Genomic DNA, 23,368 nt, shown 5'->3' with positions numbered 1-23,368 from the left:
TACTATCTTTAATACAGATATTAGAACACCCTGACCGTGGCAGCTTTGGCCCTGTCACTGATCATGGAACCCAGATAAGGACTATCGCTGTATTTTTCCCGGTAAGCTTCGTCTATCTTTTCGTTGATACTTCCGCTTACAGGCTCAAAGCCCACTTCCTTTACCATGCCGGCCGCTTCAATTTTACCGGCCTTTTGGCTGAGGGCGGCCTGATACCACCGGGAACGTGTTCCGTTATACGCTCTCACATAAAGATGGTCCTCTGCCATCACCGACCAAATCCAGGTTGGCGTGCCACAGGTTGCACCGTCTTCACGAAACGGAGCGATATGAAAATCATCCGCTTCAGCAATTTTCTGTATTTCTTCTTTCGATAAATTCTCTGAAACACTCATAATCTTTCGTTTCAATTACATTTCATAACCGGGCTCTTTGTAGAGAATATCCTTTCGCCCGATAATGTCATTGGGATACACCTGATTCTTCCATTCTTCGTAAGAAAAATCTTCAATCGTCACGGAAAAGGATTCATCACCGTAACCAATAACTTTTTGGGCAGCTTTGACCACTTCTTTGGCCAGCTGTTTCTTCTGCTCTTCGGTTTTGCCTTCTAACAGCTTAATTTGAAAATGTGGCATATCAACTTTTTGAATATTGTTCGTCTGAAACCTTTTCCATCCACGTTACGGCTTCACCGTTCACCTCTTCCTGGATGGCGATGTGACTCATCGCTTTATTGGCCGAAGCACCGTGCCAGTGCTTTTCATCCGGTTCAAAATAAACTACATCTCCGGGCTGGATTTCCTCGATGGGACCGCCTTCTCGCTGTATCCAACCCAATCCTGATGTTACGATGAGAGTTTGCCCTGCGGGATGAGTATGCCAGGCTGTTCTGGCGCCCGCTTCAAAAGTAACCATTGCTCCTCCACCGTGTGTCGATTCTTTTTTCGAGAACAACGGGTCAATCCTCACTTCGCCTGTGAACCAGGCTTCCGGTCCTTTTACGGATGGCTGCGTGCCGTTTTTAATAATTTCCATAATCTCTTTTCATTAATCAATTTGTATCTGTTCAGATGTAAACAATTGCTTTTCTGAAATGGTTTTAGTCGGAAGAATGAATGCTAAATAGCTGTCTTCTGGTTTTTAGTCTCTTACAAGCTAACTAATCACAAAAATTACTGTCCGGAAAAAAGCTTTGTCAGGAAGGGCAAGTTCAACATGAAAACCCTGTTCTTCCGTTGCTTTTCCCCGGACAGTCCTGTTTTTTTTAAATGATACGAATGAATTATCGTCAAAAAATGTGTTGAGTTATTTCAGTTTTCCTCCGTATACCGGGAACATACTGGCCTCTCCGTAATCTTCAATTGTTTTCATATTCTTCAACACTTCCATGTCGTCATCCGAAATCACGAAATCGACCTCTGCATTGTTTTTCATATGCGCCGGATTCGCGGTTTTCGGTAATGGAAGAAGATCAAGTTGAAGCACGTAACGAATAGACAACTGTGGCACCGAAACGCCGTATTTCTCAGCCATTTTTATAACATCCTGATTTTTCATCAGCTCTCCGTGTGCAACCGGCGAATAGGCTTCTACGAGGATGCCCTTATCCTGGCAATATTCAATCAACTCTTTGGGTGTGTTGCTGATGTGTGCCAGAATCTGGTTGACCATCGGTTTCACCGTGCAGGATTCCAGGATATTGTCGATGTCTTCTTTTTCGAAGTTTGAAACTCCAATCGCCCGAAGTTTACCGGCTTTGTAAGCTTCTTCCAGCGCTTTCCATGCCTCGCGGTTTCCTTCGAAGTAGTGATCATCTTCGTGGAATTCCATCCATGGTTTCGGGCTGTGAATGATCATCATGTCGATATAATCCAACCCCAACGTTTTGAGTGAATTATCAATGGAGGCAACTGCTTCGTCATATGATTTGACTTCTGCAGCCAGTTTCGTAGTGACAAACAGATCCTCTCTTTTCACGCCACAGGCCTTGATACCTTTTCCAACGCCGTTTTCATTCTGGTAAGCCTGTGCTGTATCGATATGCCGGTAACCCATTTGGGTGGCTTCTTTCACGGCCTGCACAACATCTTCGTCACTAATAAACCATGTTCCGAGACCTAGTTTTGGGATCTCAACTCCATTTGATAGTGTAAACCTTTCTTCTAAAACCATAACTAATATCTCTTTTAATTATAAAATTGATTGTGAATAATATGCTATTAAGATTCAAAAGTAGCTGCATCGATCACGTATCGATAGCGTGCTTCTTTGTTCACTACTTTTTCCCAGGCATCATTAATTTGTTCAGCAGAAATCATTTGGATTTCAGGTCTGATGCCGTTGTCAGCGCAATAATGAACGACTTCCTGTGTTTCAGGCATTCCGCCAATCAGCGAAGCATTGAAATTAACCCGGGTAGCGGCTAAGGCAATGTTGCTGAGGTTGATCTGAAAACCTTCGGGCATTCCCACATACGTGAAGTTACCGTAGGGTTTTACGCAAGCCACATAAGGGGCCACATTAAACTGGTAAGGAATGGTACAAATCATGTAATCCAGCTTCTTATTGTACGGGTGCATATTTTTAAATGCTTCATCAACTACAATGACCTCTTTGGCTCCCCATGACTTAATATCTTCGACTTTATCGGGAGACGTGGTAAAAGCATAAACTTCGGCACCTTTCGATACCGCCAGCTTCACGGCCATGTGGCCTAAACCACCAATCCCGGCAACACCAACTTTATCTCCAATTTTAAAATCTTCTTTGATCAACGGAGAATAAGTGGTAATTCCCGCACACAAAAGAGGTGCAGCCTCCTGAAGGCTGATATGCTCCGGAATGTGAACCGCAAAATGGTCTCTGACGACAATGTTCGTAGAGTAACCACCCTGGGTAATGCCGGTGGGCGATTTCTTGTCGGGATAACCGTAGGTAAACAGCGTTTGGCCATTTTCGCAGTAGTGCTCTTCTCCATGCTGACAGCTATCGCATTCCATGCAGCTATCGACCATACAGCCTACACCGGCACGGTCGCCTACTTTAAATTTGGTAACATTCTTACCAACTGCGGTAACAATACCCGCAATCTCATGTCCGGGAACCTGCGGGTACTTTTGCGGTCCCCAGTGCCCTTTCATTTGGTGAATATCCGAGTGACAGATGCTGGCATACTTAATATCGATTTGGATATCATTATCGCCAACAGGCCGGCGCTCAAATTCCCAGGGTTGAAGCTTGCCTGAAGTATCGACTGCTGCATAGCCCTTCGATTTAATATTTTGACTCATATTTCTTGTGTTTGAATGATCATTTTGAGAAAAAGCTTGCAGCGGATTGGAAAGCAATAAGCTTGCACCAGCTCCGGCCATAGCCGTTTGCTGAATGAACCTTCTTCTCGATGGTTGTTTTCCATTTTCTTTCATGGTGTTTCTAGTTTTGAGTTTACGTATTAGAGATTTTGGTTTATCGATGGGGGAATGGTATCCCTGTTAATTGCTCACAGACTGACAATAATTTTTCCTGAATTCCTTCATCCTTCGCCTGCGGGTGACAATTCATTTCCTTTTGGTGATGCAGGTAGCGGCCACTGATAGTTGCTTCTTTATCCTGCCCGACGGCCAACCAAATCTGGGTAAGGAATCCCTTTTCCAGGTCATCCGGTGCACTTCGGCCGCCCATCTTGGTGGGGACCCATCCCGGATCAACCGCATTGGAAGATACTTCCGGCCATTTCCGGGCTACGGCAAGTGCCAGTATCAAGTCATGCAACTTGGTATCCGAATAGCTTGGAAAATTTTTGCCTTCGAGAATAGACTCCAACCTGTCTTTACTTGCTTCACCCTGCCGATGCATGCTCGAACTGAGGTAAATCAATCGTTCAGGCCGCTTGATCATCGCTGTCAGGATGTAAGGAGCAATGGTGTTTACAGCAAATATTCTCGGCAATCCATCACTGCTTTTGGTGTTACCCTGTGAGTTGATGATTCCCGCATTGTGTATTATGGCATGGAAAGGGCCGGACTTATTCACCTGTTCCGCCAGCCGTTTAGTTTCTTCCATACTCGACAAGTCACCGATGAGAACGTTTTCAGCACCTGGAACGTCGTTCATCGCGGATTTTGCCCGTTCCTCGTTCCGGGCATGAAGAACCACCTGGTGGCCTTGTGAGACCAGTGCTTTAGCAGCTAAAAGTCCAAGTCCGTCGGATGAGCCTGTTATGAATATTCTTGCCATGCTAGTTCAATTTTATGAGACACCATTTGGTTCGTTCTGACCCCTTATACTTAGTCGATGTTTGCGTACTCTTCGTCTGTCACCGGACCTTTCCATTCAACCATGCCTTTTTCAGTATTCGGCAGAATGTAGATATGTGACATACTACTGTCTTTGGAAGCACCGTGCCAGTGTAAAACATCGGGCGGACACTTGACCACATCGCCTTTCCGGATGATCTCGATGGGCTGTCCTTTAATCTGGTGATAACCCACTCCGGAAGTGACGATCAGAATCTGACCGCTCGGGTGCAGATGCCAGTTGCTTCTGGCGCCGGCTTCGAAGAACACGCTTCCGGCTGCGGTGGTAAAAACAGAGTCGTTAGCTACCAATCCGGTCACCCACGCATTTCCTGTAAAGAATTTGGCAGGAGCCAATCTTCCTTCCGGGAAAATTCCGTCACTTTTTGCTGTCGGTTCCTGTCCGGCACAAACCATGCTGAACATGACGAAGAGCGTAACACTCGCAACGAATAATACTTTCTTGCTGATTGTTTTCATATGTCAACTGTTTTAGTGATTAGTTTGCCTGTCAGTCTTTACTCGCTTTTGTCGTGATAGTGCCTTTCGGGCTTTCGCTGTTCGCCAGCTATTCCCCGAGATTTTTCATCACCTTGGCGGGAATGCCACCTACCACCGTATTGTCAGGCACATCTTTTGATACAACGGCTCCTGCTGCCACCACTGAATTTTCGCCAACCGTAACGCCGGGAAGAATGGTCACTCCGGCTCCTAACCATGCATTACGTTTGATACGAACCGGTTGCACCGAAAGCGCTTTTCTTTGCGATGGTTCCAGCGGATGGTATTCCGTCAGCAGACTTACATTAGGGCCGATCAGTGCATCGTCTTCGATGGTAATACCTCCCATATCGAGACAGGTACAGGAGAAGTTGATAAATACGTTTTTCCCGATACGGGTAAACTTCCCGATATTGATGTGAAAAGGAGGAAATACGATGGTGCTGTCATCGATTTTCGTACCCGTAATTTCACTTAACAAGCTGCGTATATGGTCCACGTCGGCAGAAGTGTTGAGTTCTGCTATCAACTTTCTCGTGTATGCACCTGCGTCTGCTATCTGTTTGTGTTGAGGGTCGGTATACGGAACTGACTCTCCCGATTGAAGTCTCTCAAAAATGTCTCTGTTGGCCTGATTCATACACTTCCTGTTTTTTCGATTGAAAATCCTGCTTTCCCGCTTAGGTATTTTGGAGCGCGTGCAAAAAGCGGTTAACGATAATCAATCCAATGAATAAGAATTTCAAACCATGGTATCCTGTTCGTACCATTGAGGAAGCATCACCGGCAGCCTTATCGTTGCTCACAAAACTGCCGATGAAGTATGGGGTATTTTCTACTTAAACAATCGTTGGGCAAAAATGGATAAATAATCGCGCCAGTTATTCCAGGTGTGTCCGCCTTTGGATTCTACATATTCATATTTCATGCCTATGCTATCCATCTTTTCCCTGAAATTCTTATTTCCGTTGTAAATCATGGGCATATCGTCAACACCCATGCCCATCCAGTATAGTTTGTATCCATTCTCCATCTGCTGTTTGAGTTTTTCATCCTGGTTTTGGTATACCGGTGACGGATTGTTGTTCATCGGACGAACACCCAATGCAGATGAAAACAATCCCACATAGTCGAAGGTATTCGGATAATACAATGAAATATTCGCTGTATGAAAACCTCCCATAGATAAGCCGGCTATGGCACGGCTCTCTTTTGTTGCCGGAGTGCGGTAATTGCTTTCGATGAATTTCATCACATCGATAAATGTCTCCTCAAACTTCCCGTCCATGGTATGCGGAAGCATAAATGTCGGTTTCACGAATCCCTGAATTCCTTCACCTGGTGCGGCCTCCTGTGAAACATTGCCATTGGTCATCACCACAATCATGGGTTCAGCCTTTCCCTGGGCAATCAGGTTATCCATAATCTCAGATGCTCTTCCTGAACCTAACCAGGCTTCTTCGTCACCGCCAACGCCATGAAACAGGTACAAAACAGGGAATTTCGCTGTACTGTTCTCATAACCCGGAGGAGTGTAAACCGATAATCTGCGCATCATACCATTCCCGGGGGAATTGTACCACCGGTAAGCAACCGTACCGTGAGGAACGTCGTTAACTTTGTAGAGGTCAGCTTTGCCGCCACCGATAAGAAAGACATTCGAGATGTTACCCACATCACGAATGGCATGAGCATTGGCCGGGTCAACGGTTCGCACACCATCTACCGTAAAATGGTACCGGTAGAATTCGGACGGCAAAACCGGCGTCGTGAAGGTCCAGACACCACTGTCTCCTTTTTGCATTTCATAAGTGATGTTTGCAAAGGCATGCTCACCATCCAGACTGCCGGAAGCGCTTACTTCCTTAGCGTTTGGTGCCATAATTCGGAAAGTGACCGTGTGGTCTGCATTTATTTCCGGAGAAACAATCGGATTAGAATGAAATAGATCCTGCTGCCCATAAGACAAACAGGAAACGAATGCGAAAAGTAAGGTGAAGAGAAGTTGTTTCATGATTAGTTGGTATTAGTTGATTTGTAAGTATTGTATTTCTCAGATATCATAAACTTCACTTTTATCAGATTGACAATGCAAAGTTCCTGATAATTGATTAGCCGGTTGTTATACGCATTACTGATTTAATTACCCATATTACGGAATCGGAGTGCAAGGGGGTAGTTAAACCAGCGTTTTTCTGTATAAGATGCTCTTTTAAAGATTTTTCAGCCGCATATGTTTGGACGTTATAATGTTGGTTTGGTTTAATCTTTATCGTCTACCTAAATTACTTAAATAAATACCCTTATTCGCGATCTACGGTACTATTCCTGACAAAAAACTCCGGGGAACGAAGCGTTCAGTTTTTCTCAACGCACTTTTCCCCGGAGTTTGCTTTATTATATCGTTTTTCAAACCGGTTTACCGGTCGATCAGTTTCTGGGCATTTTCTGAATATCTACCTCCCAGCAGATTGATTTTAGATGCTTCTGTGTTAATTTCCTGGAGTTCATCCGGCGTGAATTCAACGGAAGCGGCTCCAATGTTTTCTTCCAACCGATGCAATTTAGTCGTACCCGGAATGGGAACAATCCATGGTTTTTGAGCGAGCAACCAGCCAAGCGCAATTTGTGCCGGTGTGACGTTCTTCTTTTCAGCAATTTGGCGGATAAAGTCAACGAATGCCAGGTTGGCCCTGATATTTTCGGCTGATAAGCGTGGAACAGAACTGCGAAAATCATTACTACCGAAAGTGGTGTTTTCGTCTATCTTTCCCGTCAGAAAACCTTTCCCCAGCGGACTGAAAGGAACCAATCCTATGCCCAGTTCTTCCAGCGTGGGAATGATCTCTTCCTCCGGCTCTCTCCACCAGAGGGAGTATTCACTTTGCAAAGCAGTAACCGGTTGTACCGCATGGGCACGCCGTATGTTTTTTACGCCTGCCTCAGATAATCCAAAATGTTTCACCTTTCCTTCCCGGATCAGATCGCTGACAGTTCCGGCTACATCCTCCATCGGAACATTAGGGTCAACACGGTGCTGGTAGAACAAGTCGATCGCTTCTATTTTCAGGCGTTTAAGCGATTCTTCAGCCACTTTTCGAATGTTCTCCGGCCGGCTGTTCAGAGCGGGTAGGCCTTTCATGCCCCTGGGATCGTTATGAGGCGTGATGTTAAAACCAAACTTGGTGGCAATAACAACTTTGTCATGAAAAGGAGCCAGTGCTTCTCCCACTAATTCTTCGTTTATATAAGGACCGTACACTTCGGCGGTGTCAAAGAAGGTGATTCCCCGTTCGATGGCTGCGTGCATCAGGGAAATCATCTCTTTTTTGTCTTTGGGCGGACCATAGGAAAAACTCATTCCCATGCAGCCCAGACCGATGGCGGAAACTTCCAGGTTACTGTTTCCGAGTTTTCGTTTTTGAATTTCTGTTGTCATATTCTGATGTTTTTAGCGTAGTGTTACAACGGTTGCCACAGTTCGACAAAAGAACTAACAGATTTCAAACCACTAGTTACGAAAATCAAACATTCCTGAATTTTGTAGGTGTCATTTCCGTGTGTTTTTTAAAGAAGTTATTGAAGTGAGTTACTTCCGAAAAGCCGAGCGCGTAGGCTATTTCTGAGATATTCCAGCTGCTGTGTTTCAGCATTACTTTGGATTCCTGTAATATGCGGTCGGAGATAAGCTGCGTGGTTGTTTTTTGTGCGGTATTTTTTATCGCCCGGTTCAGGTGATTAACATGCACATTTAATTGTGTGGCAAAGTCGGATGCGGAGCGAAGATTGATTTTGGGATGAGAATCATCGATGGGAAACTGGCGCTCAAGTAGTTCCATAAACAATGTGGAAATGCGTTGATTGGCATCGATTTGTTGTTTTACCAGGTTGGAGTTGGGTTGCATCTTCATGGCAAAATGGAGCAACTCAAATACCAGGTTCCGCAATACATCGTACTTGTGAATGTAATCGGAGTTGATTTCCTCGAACATTCGCTCGTAAACACCACTAACCTTTGCCACCTGTTCGTCCGACAAATCGAACACATGCAAACCATTCGGCTGATATACTTCATATTGTTCCGGATTGCCGTATTGTCGAAAGAAATGCTGGTTGAAAATGCAGTAGTAGCCGCTGTGCATCGATTCGGAATGTTCCCATTTGTAGGGAATCTGTGGGTTGGAGAAGACCAGCGCCTGCTTTCCGATTTTTAAAACCCGGTCGGCATAGTGTATGGTACTCTCCCCGATAATCAGGGTGACTTTGTAATAATCGCGCCTCCGGTAAGGAACCGGGCGAGGTGGCTTTACGGTAAAAGGTTCAACCCTGAATACATTGAAATGTCCCAGATCGTTGTGAATGTTATCGGGTATCCAGTCGAATTTCCGTTGGTAAAATTCTTCTAATTTTTCTGCATCTTCCATCTTGAAATCCATTTTATCAGTTAAGTTAATCTTTATTGATGAAGGACATTTCCGATGCAACATATTTCTTATTGAACGAATAAACCAGGCTTACGTTCCATAAAAAGTCCTCTCCTGCAATTTGGCTATCGATTTTTTTGTTGATGATGGCAGCAATGGAAAACGGAGAATCCTTTTTGGTCAGAGAAAAAGCTGATGTGGCATAAAGGCCATCGCGTTGGTCCAGCCTGAGGTAGTAGACCTGTGGAGTAATACCAAACGCTACATCTTCAAATAGTTTGATGTTTGAAAAACTTCCCACCATGGAAATATAGTGCGTGTTTCGCGCCACATCTTTTTCGAGGCTACGCGAATAGAGGTAATAGGGACCAACACTGATATTTCTGGTAAGAAAAAAAGTGGGGGCAAGGTCGGTTGCCAGGTACCGGTAGGTCCGGATAATTTCCTGGGAAACGCCGTTTGTTTCCGCTGTTACGGTTTTGAAAAGCAAGGCGGGGTGAGCTCCTACTCTGAACCGGAAGTTTTCATTTTCAACGAATTTGTAGCGCCACCAGAATATCAGCGACCAGGGCTTTCCCTCCATCGATATGCGAATAATGGGTTCGAAGCGCAAATTGCCTTTGCCTACCCACAGGTCCAGTTCGGCAGCTGGTTTTCCCAGTGTAAACGAGGGAACCGTGGAGATTCCTTTATTCGTAATGGAAATAGCGCCGGAAAAATGATTGAAAATGTCCGTACTGTCGGAGCTCTGAGCAAATGTGAAACAGGTAGTCAATAAAAATAATGCTGCTAATAACGGTTTCCCGAAATAATTTGTATTTCTTTTCATTAACCCAATTAGTTAGTTTACCGGGCAAAGATATGGGATAGAAGGAACTGCTCATAACGAAATTCAAACGGATAGTTACGAAAATCAAACAATAGGTGCTCGGATATACAAGCCGTATTACTCTCTTGTACTTTAAAGCAATCGTACAAATCATGCCCGGAATAAACCAGTCAGTGTACAGAGTGGTCTACCTCGGGCATAATTTCAAGTTTCAGATGTTTATTATTCAGGTAGAATGGTAATGATGATTCGTTGATACCTCGATAAGTGAGGTGTGCCTTTGTCGGTTACCTTCAGGATAATATGAGCCGTTTCCTTTTTCTGCACGTTGGGAGCAACGAACCATATTTTGTGCATATTCTCCGTATGGGTAATCAGTGCTTTTTTATAGGAGCCGGCCTCCGGGTAACTGAACCACTGAAAACTGAGGTTGTCTCCATCCGGGTCATATGAATTGCTGGCATTGAGCGAAATACCTTCCCCCGATTTGACGGTTATCTCATTGGGACTACTCAGTACGGGAACAGGAGGGTGGTTAGCCTCCGGGTAGCTTTCGGTGCACCAGGCCATCCGGGCGGCAAAATCGTTCTGAAAATCATCGCGCCAGCGCCATAAACTTACTTTATTGCCGGTAAACGTAGCCGTATCCAGCTTGATGGTACGTCCATATTCCTGGGGAAGCGTAGGTGTGTAAGTGTCGGTTGCATTGGTCCAGATGGCCCGCGGTTCCGGTTGATGCGGAACGCCGGAACTGCCTCTCTTCTCTTTGGCAAAATCGGGCTCGTACCGTTCGTACCGGCCGCCCCAACCGCCCCAGTCGGAATGTTCAGGCGCATTCAATCCATTCGGTATCAGTGACAGCCACGAAGGCGTATCGCCTTCCATCCCGTACGCGACATCAGGATATTCTGCACCAAGAGGACCGTGCCCTTGCTGAATGTTTTCGGCCAACCACGAGTTGCTGATTTTATGGTTGTCGATACCGGTTATAAAACTGTTGATGGCAATCCACGTGGCACTTCCGTAATCATCACCGGGGCTGACGATATAAAACAGCTTGGGAAAATTTTTCCGAATCCATATACCACTGTCGTCCTGGTCGGAGATGGTATACACCCGGAGTTTCGCGATCAACCTTCGGGCTTCGGCTTTCGATTTTGTGTGTTCTATCGTGTAGAGTGCCTGTGCCAGGGTATTGACTCCTCCCCAGACGGCTATCCACAAAGGCCGCTCGTCGTTTTCTTCCAGTACTTTCACAATCCAGTCAGAACCTTCTGAGTTCCTGCCTTCTCCAACACCCTTCATGCCATATACCGGCAAACCATGTTTCACTTTAGCCAAAAGGGTTTCAGCAGTTGGGAAACCAGCTTCGTGTTTTAATAGGTTGGGCTGAACCTTACCATAGGCGCGAACTATTTTTTTTATGGCTTCCGGAGCTACACTCGTTTTCTTCCAGACCGATGTGGTGGCAATTAGTCCTTCGATATCGATTTCATTCGAATACAACATCAACCGGACAAACGATTCGGTATCATCGGCTTCTGCTTCAATATCCGAAAGTACAATGAGCCGGCTTTTCTTTATTGACTGCCCAAAGAGTGAGCAGGCACTGAGCATCAAAACGACGAGGAATAGAAAGTTCTTTGACATAGTTCTTTAATAGACGATTACTTTAAATACTTCTTTATCACCAGGTATTTCAGTTCTGTATCGTTCACGTTGCGGATGCCGTGCATGACATTCGAAGGACAATAGAAACTGGCGTACGGTCCGGCTGTCATGGTTTTTCCATCCAGGTAGAATTCGGCGGTGCCTTTCAGAACGAAAAAGAATTCATCTTCGGCATGTTTGTGCGGCGCGTGTGTGGCAGAATGCGGGGCCACCACGCTCATCTTCAGGGTGCGGCCATCAACAAAGTCTTTATCGGCAAACCAGAACTGGTAGCCAACTTTGGTTTTAACCGTATTATCCATTGAGAACTTGGTGACGCAATTCTCGATGGTGTACTTTTTCTTTGTTTTTGTTGAATCCGGTTGGTCTTGCGCCAGTGAGATGTTGCAAATCAAAAGCAAAACCGCCAGGCTAAGGAATACCTTTTTCATCAGTTGAAGGTTTAGTTATATGTTGAGGTGTTGAATTTAAGCTTTTAGGCGAAATTCTGAGAACAGTATGTAGGTTGTCGATTGCTTTCAACCCACTTCATTCAGATTATCCCCGGGACTTCGGACGTGCTGCACAAAGGCCTCGGCGTAGTCGCATCCGAACTCCATTCCGCGAAACACTTCCATTCTGGCGTGATCATTCGGGTACCATTCGTCAACTTTCTGACTGACGTGGGCATAACAAGCCTCATGTTTCTGCTTGATAACGCCCGTGATATCCACATAGTCGGTCGGTGCAAAGTTCTGTGATTGCGCTCCGGTCATCACTTCACCGAAATAGAGGGTAGGTTTGGTTTTCATCCGTAACCAGGCATCGTACACCAGATTGGAACAAATCCGGTGGTCGCGGTGCGTATCGATGGGCCAGTGTGTGATGATGATGTCCGGGTTTTCCTTTTCCAGGAAATCGCTGATGGGACCGTATTTTTCCCTCGTTATTTCTGTATTCCCGTCGATTTGTCCCAGGAACTCCGGGCGGCATTTCAGAATCCTGCAGGCCGTCAAGGCTTCGGCGGTGCGGATTTTGGCCGCTTCTTCATGCGATTTACCCTCAATACCTGCTTCTCCCCGTGTCAGATACGCTGAAACCACTTCGTGCCCGGTATTGGCGTACAAGGCCATGACGCCACCGCACATGGTTTCGGGGTCATCGGGATGAGCTCCGACTACGACCAGTTTCAATTTCTTTCCCGATGAGGTGGACGGGCTGTTTCCCATCGCATTTGCCTGGGTGATTCCCATCGTCGCACCGATGGTGAGGGGGACGGTTTGGGTCAGGAATTGTCTGCGTGAATTTTTTGTCATAGCATTTGGTGTTTAGTTAGGAACCTAAATGTAATGGAAAACGAGTAAACATCAATTATCCGGACTAGCCTTTTCCAGGTAGGGAAGGGGTGAAACCAGTTCAAATTCCTTCGAAACATCAAAAAACAGGTTGAGCAGGTTCAGGTGCTCACGGCCAATGATTAATAGAATTCTGTCGTCGCTGGAGTGTTGTATCCGCTGGATGTTCCGGAAGATGCGCAGGTTGCGGTTGAACCATCGCCCGGTTTCGAAGTCAACACCGGTGAAGTCACCGGGCTTTTCCTCATACTTGAAGGGGTTTAGCAGGTATACCGATAACCGTTCGCGGATTGCAGCCGGATCGTTCAGCTTTTTCAATTCATCGATGATGTTTTTCACTTTGGTTGGCGCGCGGTGAGGTTCATAAATGGAATCGGGCGAATTCCGGAAGTATTCCACAAATTTACTTTGCCGGATGCTGTCTTTAAACAGTGCTTCAATCGATTTGTAATGCCTTCCCCAGTGGTTGACACAATGGATGATCGGTACGTTCGATATCTTCCCAATGCGGAAGCCTAGCTGGTAAACCTCACCTTTCCTTAAGGTGAATTGGTCGGCGCGGTAAAGTGCGTACAGAGAGTCTATTTTGCCTTGCTGGTCGGGAGTCACTTCAATAGCAATGATAGTCGGACGAAATTCGCTGACGGCATTGGCGATGGCGATAATTTCCGATTGATACGGTTCGTTGAGAACAGAGATTTGATTTTTTTTTTTTGTTTGGATGGCATCCAGGTTCGGGTACGCAAAATGGAAAACGCCCAACGTCATGATTTTAGTTTGGGGAGTGATTTCATCGCTTTGCGGCAATGCGTTGGTGAAGAGAAATACTCCCAGTAGAAAGGTCAGTAGTTTGTGCATGTCTTTATGTTAATTATAAACCATAAGACGCCAAGCTCCCGGAAGTTGTTACATTAGCTGGTATAGATTATTAACGTTTATAGGTTAACGGCTTTATTTTTACTGTTTTTCCGTCTTCAATACATGGACATACGACACCCAATTGGAGCCAATCAAGGCGATGTTCGCCAAAAGTGCGATGTAGTTGGATTGATTGCTTCCCCAACCGAAGTCCGAATAGTCGAACAGCACCGTTAAAATCACGATGATGAGGATAACGGAAAAGAGGATGAGACCGATTCGTAGTTTTTGCAGGTTCATATTAAGGTCTTTTGTTTGACGTTTGGATTTGAAAAGTTTTTATTCCTTACCCGTTTTTACATGATAAACCCGATAGGCTCTCGGCTTTAAAGCCGGTAAATCGTTCGTGGGTTGATCGAGATAGAAATAAGCGGTTGAGGAAACATCATCGGAACGGTAAAAGTTGGTCCATCCGTTATAGGGGATGGTTGCCAGATTCACTACCGTATCCTTTTTGTAGATAGGATGCAGTGTACGGCCATCGTGGATGGTGACCGGGATGAGTTTCGCTCCCTTCTCCTGCATTTCGATTACCTGGGCTTTCGGAGCTCCACCGATTTGCTGGATGGTGACCCGGCAATCGGAACCAAAATAGATGGGGTCGGGGATGTGATAGCGGTAGAAGGCCCATTGCTTGTTTTTGCGGTCGGCCAGGCTACAGCCGGAGTACCGCGTAATGAATTGGCCCTGTCCCCATGCCGTACCAATGTAATCTTCGGTTCCGGTTCCGGCCAGCGTCGGATATTTCGTGTCGCCGTCGAGGTACATTTTCACTTCGCCTTCGCCCCACCACGAATCTCCGTAGGCCGGGTTGGCATTTACCCCGATGTTGGTCCCCAGGAAGCGGCCTTTGCCCGATACATCGGGAAGTATGGTATAATCGACGCCGGGCGTGGTGGCGGTGTCCCGGTTCCAGTAGCAATGGAAATAGAGGTTGTCTTTCTTCCAGGGCGTCAACAGGTAATCGATGTCGTAGAACAGGGCTGAAACCGGTTGATCCGATTCGTTGGTGAGTGTAATTTTTGCCCCGGTTTTGAAGGGCATCCGGATGTAGCTAACGAACGAACGTCCTTCCGGGTCGGCAAACAATGCATTCTCGAAAGCGGTCATCCGGCCCAAACCGATGCCGAAGAAATCGCCGAAAGGAGCTGAAACAGCTGGTTTGCTTTCACCGTCCCAATACATATCGATGCGGAGTGAACGCAGCATTTCCGGACTCCGGTCATTAATGGTTACCCACATCCGGTTGATAACACCGCTACCTTTGATGTCCATCAACACCTGGGTAGCGCCGGCGCCAATGCTGTCCTGCGGATGTCCTTTGGCCCCAAAGTTCTCCATGCCACCTTTCCCCTTTTCTCCTTGCGGATTCTCAAAGCTAATCCAACGCGATTGGGTTTGCTCCGGAAAAGAGTACATCGATTGGACCTGCTGCTCCGCCTTTTGCTGGCAGGAAACCAGGAAAAGGAGTGCAACAATGAGTAGGTTACCGGTGTGTTTCATGACGTGTTGGTTTAGTTGGTTTGCTCCAGTTCTTATGTCTGTAGTCAGACAATATGCAAAATATTGGCCGTCGGTTTGGATTCCTGTGATTTAATTTATTTGATCTACTAGTTCAGGAGGTCTTCAAGATTAATATCTTCATGTATCCTAATATTTGTGAACCGCAAATCGCCATTCCAAAGAAATCCGTCTCTTGTATCGTTTCCATTGTCTGTTAAATGTATTTCTCCACCCAGTGTGATTATTTTGATCGTTGATACATTTAGATAGAATTGAACTTCATTTGTATCGTTTGTATCATGGATATTTTGTGATGTTGCTCTTACTTTAATAAAATCTTGTGTTTTCATAGTTTAATTAATTTAATGCTTGCGCGGTTAAGTGTTTTAGTGATTATGTTTTTAATTGTGTGTCTCTAATGTCTTTTTGCCTTCTCTCCTTAATGTTGTCTTGAAGGGCAAATAGATGTAATTTTTACTAATATTCTTGATTGTAAGGCTATTCCCATACTTGTCTAGTTTGATTTTTAGTTTGCCATAGTCTATCTGTTGTCCCTGTCGCTCAATGTTCGATAATTTAATTTTTCCTTTGCGAAGTCTAAGTTTTCCGTTTACTGAGACATTTCTCATTTCAGAGTCAGTTTTCTTATTTCTTGAGTTTATGATACCTACGATTTCTCCTGAATCGAGTTCAATTTCTAGTTCTAGAAAAACATAATGAGTTTCAAATTTGGATAAAGTAATATCACCTTCATTGAGCCAGTTATCATGTAACTTTCTTCGATAATATTTTTGCTTATCTCTGTATGATCTAAATAAGAAATAAGACCCTGTTGCAAAAGTTCCAAGTATTACTGCAATGTATGACAAGTTTTCTAAAGTCATTTATTTTTTCAATTATTGTTATCTAATAAGTTGTGCCTGCTGTAAGTTATATGAGACTGGGGGTATTTCCAGGAGATATATTGCCAGACCTAAAAAGTTCTTGCCTGCCATGTTACAGTTTGTTACCTTACGTAGTTTTTTAATAGAACTTTATTGTTGTGCATCCTTTTGTTTCTGTTTTTGTAATAGAGCTTCTTGATAGACTTCCGTCATCAGGTCATAAAACTCGATACTTCTCTTGTAGTAATCGGATTGAGCTAATTTCAAGTTGTTATCTCTCATGGCTAGAAATTCAAATCCTTTGGGATAGTAATGATAGGTATCCATTGATTCATTTGTTTCTGGGTAATCCAAATCACTAGCCATCTGTTTCAACAGTTTGTATGTTCTATCCATGCAAATTTTACGCTGTTCTTCGGTCTCGTCTTTTTGCAACTCCAAACGAAGGGTTCTCCAGGCTTTTATCACACTATCGTGTCCTTGAAAGACTATTTCAATTTGATTCAGCCCCATCACAAAGTCGTAGTTTACAGGAGTACCTCTCAGAGCGAAAAGCGTTAAAAAGAGCTTTCTTTTATCTTCGTCTTTCTTCTGTTTGTCAGAAAGTTTTTTCCCAATCTCAACTGCCTTTATCGGTGCTCTCCAAACAGCTAATGCAGTTACTAGGAGAATTAATGTGCTTATTCCGAACGTTAAGTAAGCAAATAAGTCACTATCGATTACTACATGTACTAATTCTGATGAATCGTTCATTTCTGATTTTGTATTCTCGTGTGGTTTAATTCCATCCGTTAGTTTTACGACGTTCAAATTAGCAAAAACTTATCATAAACCAATGACGCGGCAACTGCTATTTAGCAACCTCTGAATGATGGCGAACGGATAACTGCTAATGGCGTGTAGGCGTTCTTTTGCCTGGTGCTGTACTATACAGGCGAACTGAACGTGCTGGTCAACCGTATTTTGTCATGAAAGTAGGGGCGGAATTGCATGAAGCGTGAGTCTGACATCTTTGCATGAGAGACAAAGGTAAAAGTATGCTGACTTCAGTGGCAGAAGAGTGAACGAAATACCCGGAAGCATGAACAGAACAGCTTGAAACGGCTGTTGTAGGTTACGATTCAGGCGTTAGAGCCTACGGGCCGGTCTTCAATAACTACATTTCAGTCTTCAACGGGTACATTTCATGTGTTAACAACTACAATTCAGCCTTTAGTAACTACGGTTGGGTCTTCAACAGGTACATCTCAGTCTTCAGTGCGTTCAATCCGGTCTTCATCGGGTACGAATGACTTGCTGGCAAGGGGTGTAGTGGGTAATTCACTGTATAGGAAATAGTACTCACCCCATCCTGACTGCAACCGGAATATCCATTTCTTACCAGTAACCAAGATAGCCATTGCCCGTAGGGCATCCGGTATTGTAGCGAAACGTTGAATGGAAGACCGTTACTCCGTAGGAGTTATACATTAAAAATACCTTTTACCGGAATAGACTATTTGTGCATCCCCTACGGGGAAATGTCAGCATTCAACGCTGCTATTCTACCATACCCAAACCGCTACGCGGTATAATGCTTCGCTTATGGATTGGCTGTTAATTTCTACTCACCCCATCCAGACTGCGTCTTAATTGCTAAGATTGAGGTTAGAGAGGTGTGAGTAGAGCTAACGACGATTATGCTTTTCGCACCAACTCCAACTCAATCTCTCCATCCGGTAGTTCTCTCATCTCTTTGAAGTTGAGTCGTTCGAATAGCTTCCCGGCTTTATGGTTTTCGGTTGCGGTAGCCGCCCAGATGCGGCGGAGCATCATCTGCCCGATGCCAAAGTTGATGGCCAGTTGCAGGGCGGCGGTCATAAAACCTTGTCCCTGAAACCGGGGCAGCAGGACACACCCCAGTTCTCCTGCGCCTCCGTAGAATCCCCGGTAATAACCACACGTGCCAACGATATCGCCGGATGCATTATCGATAATGCCCCAGTGGATGGAGTTACCTTCCTGGTAATCGTTATCGATTTTCTCCTGCATTTCCATGGCTTCTTCCGTGGTTGAAGCCTTGACGGCGTTATAGAACGAAATGTCGATAATGGCGGGGATATCGGATGGTTGAATTTGTCGCAGGGAGACTTTGTCACCGGAAATGTTCGGGAACGTATCGTAAGGAGGTAATTTCATGTGGTTTTTCAGACAATTATTTCGTTGAAACCCGTTGTGTGAAACTCAAGGCCTTCGTGATTTTTCAGGACTAAGCGTCGTTTCACACAACGGGCTGTTGAATACTATTTTAGCTCCACTCGGGGAACTGCGTTTTGTTCAGGTCGAGTGGGGCAATGGTTCGCATATCGGATTCAGTCAGCTCAAAATCGAAAATGTTGAGATTCTCCATCCGGTGCGCATTTTGCGACGAGCGCGGAATAGCAATGATGCCTCGCTGGTAGTGCCACCGTAAACTGACCTGTGCGTTGCTTTTGTTATACTTTTTGCCAATGGCTGCCAGCGTTTCGTTGGTGAAGAGTCCATTACGGCCTTCGGCTAACGGCGCCCAGGCTTCCATTTGTATCTTGTGTGGCTTCATGTAGGCATGGGCTTTGTTTTGCTGGAAGAAGGCGTGCGATTCGATTTGATTGACGGCGGGCGTTACATCAAAACCGGCCATCAAATCATCGAGCTGGTGTGGCTCGAAATTACTAACCCCAATCGCCCTGATTTTGCCTTCCTTATACAGCTCTTCCATTGCTTTCCACGAACCTTTTACATCGCCGCGTGGCCGGTGAATGAGATAGAGGTCGAGATAGTCTGTTCCCAACTTGTCCAGCGATGTTTGAAAGGCTTTTTTCGCTTTTTCATAACCTGAATCATCGACCCACACCTTGGAGGTAATGAACAATTCTTCCCGTTTTATCCCGCTTTGTTTGATGCCGGCACCCACAAATTCTTCGTTCCGGTAAACCGTGGCTGTATCGAGCAGACGGTAGCCCATCGAAATTGCGTCGGCAACGCTATCCTTGCATACTTCACCGTTCAGTCCGTAGGTTCCGAACCCGAGAATGGGCATTTTTACACCATTGTTCAGCGTGACATTTTCAATAGATACTTCCGGCAGACCGGTCGCACCGAATAATCGGGATGTTCCCATTCCCATGAACATGGCGGTGCCGGCAAAGGCAGCACTGGTCTTCAAAAACTCGCGACGTTTGATTCCCTTGTTGTGATTCTTCTGATTCATCTTAGTCTTGTTAGTTTGATTTTGCCTCAAAATACTAATATTTCGTCAGAAATGAGGTGGACACACTCCTCACCCCTTTATTTCCCTTTCTCTTCGGATATCTTATCTTAATAAGTTCGTTGCCAGTAAATTTGATTTGAGTATCCGGAGGGGGCGTAAGCGTTATAGAGATGACCATTATTTTAAATTATTCTTAATAAAGAGCGATTGTTGCAACTTTGGATTAGTTTTGGAGGCAGAAATCTTCGACGGATATAAATTTTTAACAATGAAACTTTTTTTAAAGAGTTACTGGAGCCGGATTGTTCCTTTTATCTTCCTGGCACCTTTTCTGATGTCATGGGGAACCTTCGGGCACGAGCATATCAACCGCGCTGCTGTGTTGGCGCTTCCTGCTCCCATGCAGACTTTCTTTTTCAATCATATCGATTTTATGACAACGGAGGCGACGGTTCCGGATATTCGAAAATATACGTTGCGTTACCAGGCGGAAAAACCCCGGCACTATATCGATTTGGAGAGCTACGGAACGTTGGATAGTTTGCCGGCTACCCTGAAGGAGGCGGAAGAGAAATATTCACCGGAGTTTTTACAGAAGAACGGAATACTCCCCTGGTACATCGAGGAGATGATGAAGAAGTTGACCACTGCCTTTAAGGAAAAGAGGAAAAACGAAATCCTGTTTTTGGCGGCGGACCTGGGGCATTATGTCGGCGATGCTCACATGCCGTTGCATACGTCGGTGAATCACGATGGCCAGTTGACCGGCCAGCGGGGGATTCATTCCTTCTGGGAATCGCAACTGCCCGAAATGTTCGGTGACCAGTACAACTACAACTGCGGTCAGGCGAAGTATATTAAAAATATTCACCAGGAGGTGTGGAAGATTCTCCGCCATTCGCATCAATTGGCCGATACGCTGTTGCTGGCCGACCGGGAACTGAAGAAGCACTTCAAAGGGGATGTGTTCGAGCGGGATGCTTCGGGCAAGATTCGCAGAAATAAGTATCATCAACCCATTCATACAGCGGCCTATGCCCGTGCTTATAACAAGGCGTTGAACGGAATGGTGGAGAAACAACTTCGGAAATCCATCAAGGAAACAGCTGATTTTTGGTATACAGCATGGGTGAATGCAGGAAAACCGGACCTGACCAGTCTCGACCCGGCAGAACAGACCAAAAGAAACCAGCCGGAGCTGAAGAGGGAACTTCAGTTGTGCCATCAGGGCAAACTGACGGACCTGAAGAGCAATAAGGAATTTTAAGCGATAAGCTTAACTTTTAAGCAGGGAATCAATCATGTCGAACGGGGCCATCCACCCGGCGAAGTGTTGATTCCCTGTTTTCTTTCTATACCTTACGATTTTTCCCCGAGGGTTTTCAGTAAATCATCCTTGTAATTGGCTCCTATCGGGATGAGCTGGTCGGCTATTTTTACCTGGTTGCCGTCGATGTACTGGATTTTGCTCAACGCGATAATGTAGGACTTATGGATGCGCAGGAACTCTTCCGGAGGCAATTGCTCCAGCATATTTTTCACGGTATCATGAACCACCAGGCACTCTTCAGATGTGAATACTTTAATATAGTCACCAAACGACTGCAAATAGTCTATCTCGTCGAAATTGACTTTGTACACTTTTTTATCTGCTTTCAGTAAAATAAACCGGTTGCCTGCCGCGGTTTTCATATTGGCAAAATTGATTTTCTCGACAGCCTTATTGATGGCTTTCAGAAATCGTTCGAACGAAAACGGTTTCACCAGGTAGTCGACCGCATCAACCTCGAAGCCTTCTATGGCATATTCGGGATACGCGGTGGTAAAGATAACCAACGGTGGATTGCTTAGCGTTTTAACGAACCGGACACCTGAAAGCTTGGGCATATTGATATCCAGAAAGATGAGTTGTATGTCGTCGTTCTGCAACTTGTCGTTCGCCTCAAATGCATCGAAACAGATGTCGACCAGTTCGAGCATCGGGCTATCGGCAATGTATTTCTTCAGTACATCCTGCGATAGCGGTTCGTCGTCAACAATTAAGCACCTGATTTTCATTTGGCATGGTTGATGGTTAGTTCCACTTTGAACGTTTCTTCCCCGTCGGTTATTCTTAGCTGATGATTGACGGGATAGATCATTTCAAGCCGTTTCTTCACATTGGCAAGACCAATCCCCTTGTATTCTTTCTTTTCCACGTCATCGGTCACGCCCTTGTTGTTCTCCACGGTTAAGGTAACGTGGTCTTCTGTCATCTGCAAATTGATGTGAACAAACGATTGGCTGGTGACACCTTTGATGCCGTGTTTGAAACTGTTTTCGATTAACGGAAAGAAGAGTAACGGCGCAATCCGGATGTTTTCCGGGGTACCGGTCATTTCAAAGGTAACAGTGGCCCGGTTATCGGTTCGCAGTTTCTGTAGCTCGATGTAATCTTCCAGGTATTTGATTTCCTTTGTTAGAGCGACTCTATCTACGCTGGCTTCGTATATAATGTACCGCATGATATCGGAAAGCTTCAATACAATTTCCGGCGTTTTGTCGGAGTGGCTCAGGGCCAGCGAATAGATACTGTTCAGGCTGTTGAAAAGAAAATGCGGGTTGATTTGTCCTTTCAATGCTTTTAGCTCCGTTTCCACTTTTTCTTTCTGTAGTTGGTTCAGGCGGTGTTTGGCTTCTGACAGTTCGAACCACCCCTTGGATAACTTGAGCAGGGTTGTAATCCCGACAAATACGACCACAAATTTTACGATGTCGAAGAACTCGTAATAGGAGATGAAATAATATCCCGGTAGTAGGTAGCTAACCCATTTATCGAAAAAGAGCAGGTTGAATCCGGCGGTAGCCAGTATTGTCATAGCCAGCAGTATTCCGTACACGAAATACCTATTTCTGCTCAAATACCGGGGAATCAGAATCGATAGATTGACATATATGCCGGGAATGATGGTGACCAGAAACAAGATAGTGTAGATGATATCAATCTTTTCGATCTTCCCGGAAGGGGTAAACAGATTCAGCAAAACGTAATACGAAACACACCAAAACAGGATATGCTGTACAATCCTGTTCCGGTAGATGTTTTTTATTTTGTCGATGTTCATTGCTGTACCCGTTTCAAATAAAAGCACATGATTTCATCCTTGTTTTTAGCATCGGGATTATCGACAAAAGCATTCGGGTCGGTTCCGTATTTTATCAGGAACTTTTGCAGCTCATCTGTCGATGCCGTTAAGATATAGGAATCATCCTGATACTTTTTGTGAATAGTTTCATGTGAGATACGGATTTTATTGTTTTTAAGCAAATCAGCCAGCCAGGCTTCGTTGAACCATTTGATGCTCAAACTGTCTTTCGATATTCCTATTTTGGCAATGCTATGTGCCTTTACCAAATGGAAAGCAGTTAGATCAGGAACATTGACATCGTCCGGGTAGAAATCGACGTATAGCTGGTGGTTGAGCTGAAACAGATGGACGACAAACTTCGATGTGCCATCTTTATCGGTATACGAAACCGAATAATTATTCTGCAACGAATCGGCCGGATTGCCTGGAATTGGCCCTCCCGCATGATGTACTGTTTGCTTAATGGTCCATTTATTCGATTCCTGGTCGAGCCAGGTTCCTAGCAGTTCCTTTTTGAAGATGACATCTTTTGCCTTATAGAAAGGATGGAGTGACTTGACTATACAGCTGCTGACGATTACTGCCAGCAGGAGAGTTAACAGGAGCATTTTTGTTTTCATGGCGATTGAATTTAGTGGTTAAACAATCT

Annotated in this window: 27 protein-coding genes; 1 reads left to right on the top strand and 26 read right to left on the bottom strand. The window is 45.1% G+C overall.

Annotation, left to right across the window (positions count from 1 at the left end):
* Positions 1 to 20: 20 nt before the first annotated feature.
* From CLV93_RS10090 to CLV93_RS09980, 23 genes are all read right to left on the bottom strand, one after another.
* Entirely contained in the window at positions 21 to 395 is a 375-nt protein-coding gene (locus tag CLV93_RS10090; protein ID WP_106542076.1) for a DUF2255 family protein, read from the bottom strand.
* 15 nt (positions 396 to 410) lie between these two features.
* A complete protein-coding gene (locus CLV93_RS10085) occupies positions 411 to 638 on the bottom strand; it encodes a tautomerase family protein (protein WP_106542075.1) in 228 nt (75 codons plus the stop codon).
* A 1-nt stretch (position 639) separates the two neighbouring features.
* A complete protein-coding gene (locus tag CLV93_RS10080; RefSeq protein WP_106542074.1) occupies positions 640 to 1,038 on the bottom strand; it encodes a (R)-mandelonitrile lyase in 399 nt (132 codons plus the stop codon).
* A 270-nt stretch (positions 1,039 to 1,308) separates the two neighbouring features.
* On the bottom strand, positions 1,309 to 2,175 hold the full coding sequence (locus CLV93_RS10075) for an aldo/keto reductase (RefSeq protein ID WP_106542073.1): 867 nt from the start codon (positions 2,173 to 2,175) through the stop codon (positions 1,309 to 1,311).
* 47 nt (positions 2,176 to 2,222) lie between these two features.
* Complete coding sequence (locus CLV93_RS10070) at positions 2,223 to 3,428, bottom strand: NAD(P)-dependent alcohol dehydrogenase (RefSeq protein ID WP_106542072.1); 1,206 nt, start codon at positions 3,426 to 3,428, stop codon at positions 2,223 to 2,225.
* 40 nt (positions 3,429 to 3,468) lie between these two features.
* Entirely contained in the window at positions 3,469 to 4,239 is a 771-nt protein-coding gene (locus CLV93_RS10065; protein ID WP_106542071.1) for an SDR family NAD(P)-dependent oxidoreductase, read from the bottom strand.
* A 50-nt stretch (positions 4,240 to 4,289) separates the two neighbouring features.
* A complete protein-coding gene (locus CLV93_RS10060; RefSeq protein ID WP_106542070.1) occupies positions 4,290 to 4,778 on the bottom strand; it encodes a cupin domain-containing protein in 489 nt (162 codons plus the stop codon).
* 88 nt (positions 4,779 to 4,866) lie between these two features.
* Positions 4,867 to 5,439: a sugar O-acetyltransferase gene (locus CLV93_RS10055; protein ID WP_106542069.1), complete on the bottom strand. Its 573-nt coding sequence runs from the start codon at positions 5,437 to 5,439 to the stop codon at positions 4,867 to 4,869.
* A gap of 195 nt (positions 5,440 to 5,634) precedes the next feature.
* Positions 5,635 to 6,813, bottom strand: a complete 1,179-nt coding sequence (locus CLV93_RS10050) for an esterase (RefSeq protein WP_106542068.1) — start codon at positions 6,811 to 6,813, stop codon at positions 5,635 to 5,637.
* Positions 6,814 to 7,218: 405 nt separating this feature from the next.
* Positions 7,219 to 8,238, bottom strand: coding sequence for an aldo/keto reductase (locus CLV93_RS10045; protein WP_246187231.1), 1,020 nt, complete (start codon positions 8,236 to 8,238; stop codon positions 7,219 to 7,221).
* A gap of 85 nt (positions 8,239 to 8,323) precedes the next feature.
* Positions 8,324 to 9,235, bottom strand: coding sequence for a helix-turn-helix domain-containing protein (locus CLV93_RS10040; RefSeq protein ID WP_211297798.1), 912 nt, complete (start codon positions 9,233 to 9,235; stop codon positions 8,324 to 8,326).
* Positions 9,236 to 9,248: 13 nt separating this feature from the next.
* Positions 9,249 to 10,052, bottom strand: coding sequence for a hypothetical protein (locus CLV93_RS10035; RefSeq protein ID WP_106542066.1), 804 nt, complete (start codon positions 10,050 to 10,052; stop codon positions 9,249 to 9,251).
* 222 nt (positions 10,053 to 10,274) lie between these two features.
* On the bottom strand, positions 10,275 to 11,702 hold the full coding sequence (locus tag CLV93_RS10030; protein WP_106542065.1) for a nucleoside hydrolase-like domain-containing protein: 1,428 nt from the start codon (positions 11,700 to 11,702) through the stop codon (positions 10,275 to 10,277).
* 17 nt (positions 11,703 to 11,719) lie between these two features.
* Entirely contained in the window at positions 11,720 to 12,154 is a 435-nt protein-coding gene (locus CLV93_RS10025) for a cupin domain-containing protein (RefSeq protein ID WP_106542064.1), read from the bottom strand.
* Between the two features lie 87 nt (positions 12,155 to 12,241).
* The gene (locus CLV93_RS10020) at positions 12,242 to 13,018 is read right to left on the bottom strand and encodes a PIG-L deacetylase family protein (RefSeq protein WP_106542063.1); all 777 of its coding nucleotides are present in this window, start codon (positions 13,016 to 13,018) and stop codon (positions 12,242 to 12,244) included.
* A gap of 51 nt (positions 13,019 to 13,069) precedes the next feature.
* Positions 13,070 to 13,915 (bottom strand): DUF5694 domain-containing protein, encoded by an 846-nt coding sequence (locus CLV93_RS10015; RefSeq protein WP_106542062.1) that lies wholly within the window; start codon positions 13,913 to 13,915, stop codon positions 13,070 to 13,072.
* Between the two features lie 99 nt (positions 13,916 to 14,014).
* Positions 14,015 to 14,215: a hypothetical protein gene (locus CLV93_RS10010; protein ID WP_106542061.1), complete on the bottom strand. Its 201-nt coding sequence runs from the start codon at positions 14,213 to 14,215 to the stop codon at positions 14,015 to 14,017.
* A gap of 39 nt (positions 14,216 to 14,254) precedes the next feature.
* Positions 14,255 to 15,478 (bottom strand): glycoside hydrolase family 172 protein, encoded by a 1,224-nt coding sequence (locus CLV93_RS10005; protein ID WP_211297797.1) that lies wholly within the window; start codon positions 15,476 to 15,478, stop codon positions 14,255 to 14,257.
* A 107-nt stretch (positions 15,479 to 15,585) separates the two neighbouring features.
* Positions 15,586 to 15,828: a hypothetical protein gene (locus CLV93_RS10000; RefSeq protein WP_106542060.1), complete on the bottom strand. Its 243-nt coding sequence runs from the start codon at positions 15,826 to 15,828 to the stop codon at positions 15,586 to 15,588.
* A 51-nt stretch (positions 15,829 to 15,879) separates the two neighbouring features.
* Entirely contained in the window at positions 15,880 to 16,362 is a 483-nt protein-coding gene (locus CLV93_RS09995; RefSeq protein ID WP_106542059.1) for a hypothetical protein, read from the bottom strand.
* Positions 16,363 to 16,512: 150 nt separating this feature from the next.
* Positions 16,513 to 17,115 carry a DUF6680 family protein gene (locus CLV93_RS09990; protein WP_106542058.1) on the bottom strand — a complete coding sequence of 201 codons (603 nt, stop codon included), beginning with the start codon at positions 17,113 to 17,115 and terminating at the stop codon, positions 16,513 to 16,515.
* Positions 17,116 to 18,039: 924 nt separating this feature from the next.
* A complete protein-coding gene (locus tag CLV93_RS09985; protein WP_106542057.1) occupies positions 18,040 to 18,540 on the bottom strand; it encodes a GNAT family N-acetyltransferase in 501 nt (166 codons plus the stop codon).
* A gap of 109 nt (positions 18,541 to 18,649) precedes the next feature.
* Positions 18,650 to 19,591: an aldo/keto reductase gene (locus CLV93_RS09980; protein ID WP_106542056.1), complete on the bottom strand. Its 942-nt coding sequence runs from the start codon at positions 19,589 to 19,591 to the stop codon at positions 18,650 to 18,652.
* A gap of 268 nt (positions 19,592 to 19,859) precedes the next feature.
* Here CLV93_RS09980 and CLV93_RS09975 point away from each other — a divergent pair, with 268 nt between their 5' ends.
* Complete coding sequence (locus CLV93_RS09975) at positions 19,860 to 20,858, top strand: zinc dependent phospholipase C family protein (protein WP_106542055.1); 999 nt, start codon at positions 19,860 to 19,862, stop codon at positions 20,856 to 20,858.
* A gap of 92 nt (positions 20,859 to 20,950) precedes the next feature.
* Here CLV93_RS09975 and CLV93_RS09970 read toward each other — a convergent pair whose 3' ends face one another.
* Genes CLV93_RS09970 through CLV93_RS09960 form a run of 3 tightly spaced genes read right to left on the bottom strand, consistent with a single transcriptional unit; the run spans position 20,951 to position 23,339 of the window.
* Positions 20,951 to 21,649 carry a LytR/AlgR family response regulator transcription factor gene (locus CLV93_RS09970; protein ID WP_106542054.1) on the bottom strand — a complete coding sequence of 233 codons (699 nt, stop codon included), beginning with the start codon at positions 21,647 to 21,649 and terminating at the stop codon, positions 20,951 to 20,953.
* Complete coding sequence (locus CLV93_RS09965; RefSeq protein WP_106542053.1) at positions 21,646 to 22,695, bottom strand: sensor histidine kinase; 1,050 nt, start codon at positions 22,693 to 22,695, stop codon at positions 21,646 to 21,648. Before CLV93_RS09965 ends, CLV93_RS09970 begins: the two co-directional genes overlap by 4 nt.
* Complete coding sequence (locus CLV93_RS09960) at positions 22,692 to 23,339, bottom strand: hypothetical protein (protein WP_146141998.1); 648 nt, start codon at positions 23,337 to 23,339, stop codon at positions 22,692 to 22,694. Before CLV93_RS09960 ends, CLV93_RS09965 begins: the two co-directional genes overlap by 4 nt.
* Positions 23,340 to 23,368 lie beyond the last annotated feature (29 nt).

It is taken from the genome of Prolixibacter denitrificans (genome assembly GCF_003014495.1).
Taxonomy (GTDB): Bacteria; Bacteroidota; Bacteroidia; order Bacteroidales; family Prolixibacteraceae; genus Prolixibacter; species Prolixibacter denitrificans.
Note: the sequence above shows the minus strand (reverse complement) of the source record. Positions and strands in the feature narration are given on the sequence as shown.

Bases quoted from the DNA above. Each gene is read 5' to 3' on its own strand.
- CLV93_RS09990 (WP_106542058.1), bottom strand. From the start codon at position 17,115: ATGAACGATTCATCAGAATTAGTACATGTAGTAATCGATAGTGACTTA.
- CLV93_RS09980 (WP_106542056.1), bottom strand. From the start codon at position 19,591: ATGAATCAGAAGAATCACAACAAGGGAATCAAACGTCGCGAGTTTTTG.
- CLV93_RS10075 (WP_106542073.1), bottom strand. From the start codon at position 2,175: ATGGTTTTAGAAGAAAGGTTTACACTATCAAATGGAGTTGAGATCCCA.
- CLV93_RS10000 (WP_106542060.1), bottom strand. From the start codon at position 15,828: ATGAAAACACAAGATTTTATTAAAGTAAGAGCAACATCACAAAATATC.
- CLV93_RS10035 (WP_106542066.1), bottom strand. From the start codon at position 10,052: ATGAAAAGAAATACAAATTATTTCGGGAAACCGTTATTAGCAGCATTA.
- CLV93_RS10080 (WP_106542074.1), bottom strand. From the start codon at position 1,038: ATGGAAATTATTAAAAACGGCACGCAGCCATCCGTAAAAGGACCGGAA.
- CLV93_RS09960 (WP_146141998.1), bottom strand. From the start codon at position 23,339: ATGAAAACAAAAATGCTCCTGTTAACTCTCCTGCTGGCAGTAATCGTC.
- CLV93_RS10025 (WP_106542064.1), bottom strand. From the start codon at position 12,154: ATGAAAAAGGTATTCCTTAGCCTGGCGGTTTTGCTTTTGATTTGCAAC.
- CLV93_RS10030 (WP_106542065.1), bottom strand. From the start codon at position 11,702: ATGTCAAAGAACTTTCTATTCCTCGTCGTTTTGATGCTCAGTGCCTGC.
- CLV93_RS10015 (WP_106542062.1), bottom strand. From the start codon at position 13,915: ATGCACAAACTACTGACCTTTCTACTGGGAGTATTTCTCTTCACCAAC.
- CLV93_RS09965 (WP_106542053.1), bottom strand. From the start codon at position 22,695: ATGAACATCGACAAAATAAAAAACATCTACCGGAACAGGATTGTACAG.
- CLV93_RS10065 (WP_106542071.1), bottom strand. From the start codon at position 4,239: ATGGCAAGAATATTCATAACAGGCTCATCCGACGGACTTGGACTTTTA.
- CLV93_RS10070 (WP_106542072.1), bottom strand. From the start codon at position 3,428: ATGAAAGAAAATGGAAAACAACCATCGAGAAGAAGGTTCATTCAGCAA.
- CLV93_RS09985 (WP_106542057.1), bottom strand. From the start codon at position 18,540: ATGAAATTACCTCCTTACGATACGTTCCCGAACATTTCCGGTGACAAA.
- CLV93_RS10010 (WP_106542061.1), bottom strand. From the start codon at position 14,215: ATGAACCTGCAAAAACTACGAATCGGTCTCATCCTCTTTTCCGTTATC.
- CLV93_RS10050 (WP_106542068.1), bottom strand. From the start codon at position 6,813: ATGAAACAACTTCTCTTCACCTTACTTTTCGCATTCGTTTCCTGTTTG.
- CLV93_RS10055 (WP_106542069.1), bottom strand. From the start codon at position 5,439: ATGAATCAGGCCAACAGAGACATTTTTGAGAGACTTCAATCGGGAGAG.
- CLV93_RS10045 (WP_246187231.1), bottom strand. From the start codon at position 8,238: ATGACAACAGAAATTCAAAAACGAAAACTCGGAAACAGTAACCTGGAA.
- CLV93_RS10060 (WP_106542070.1), bottom strand. From the start codon at position 4,778: ATGAAAACAATCAGCAAGAAAGTATTATTCGTTGCGAGTGTTACGCTC.
- CLV93_RS10090 (WP_106542076.1), bottom strand. From the start codon at position 395: ATGAGTGTTTCAGAGAATTTATCGAAAGAAGAAATACAGAAAATTGCT.
- CLV93_RS09975 (WP_106542055.1), top strand. From the start codon at position 19,860: ATGAAACTTTTTTTAAAGAGTTACTGGAGCCGGATTGTTCCTTTTATC.
- CLV93_RS10040 (WP_211297798.1), bottom strand. From the start codon at position 9,235: ATGGATTTCAAGATGGAAGATGCAGAAAAATTAGAAGAATTTTACCAA.
- CLV93_RS10005 (WP_211297797.1), bottom strand. From the start codon at position 15,478: ATGAAACACACCGGTAACCTACTCATTGTTGCACTCCTTTTCCTGGTT.
- CLV93_RS10020 (WP_106542063.1), bottom strand. From the start codon at position 13,018: ATGACAAAAAATTCACGCAGACAATTCCTGACCCAAACCGTCCCCCTC.
- CLV93_RS10085 (WP_106542075.1), bottom strand. From the start codon at position 638: ATGCCACATTTTCAAATTAAGCTGTTAGAAGGCAAAACCGAAGAGCAG.
- CLV93_RS09970 (WP_106542054.1), bottom strand. From the start codon at position 21,649: ATGAAAATCAGGTGCTTAATTGTTGACGACGAACCGCTATCGCAGGAT.
- CLV93_RS09995 (WP_106542059.1), bottom strand. From the start codon at position 16,362: ATGACTTTAGAAAACTTGTCATACATTGCAGTAATACTTGGAACTTTT.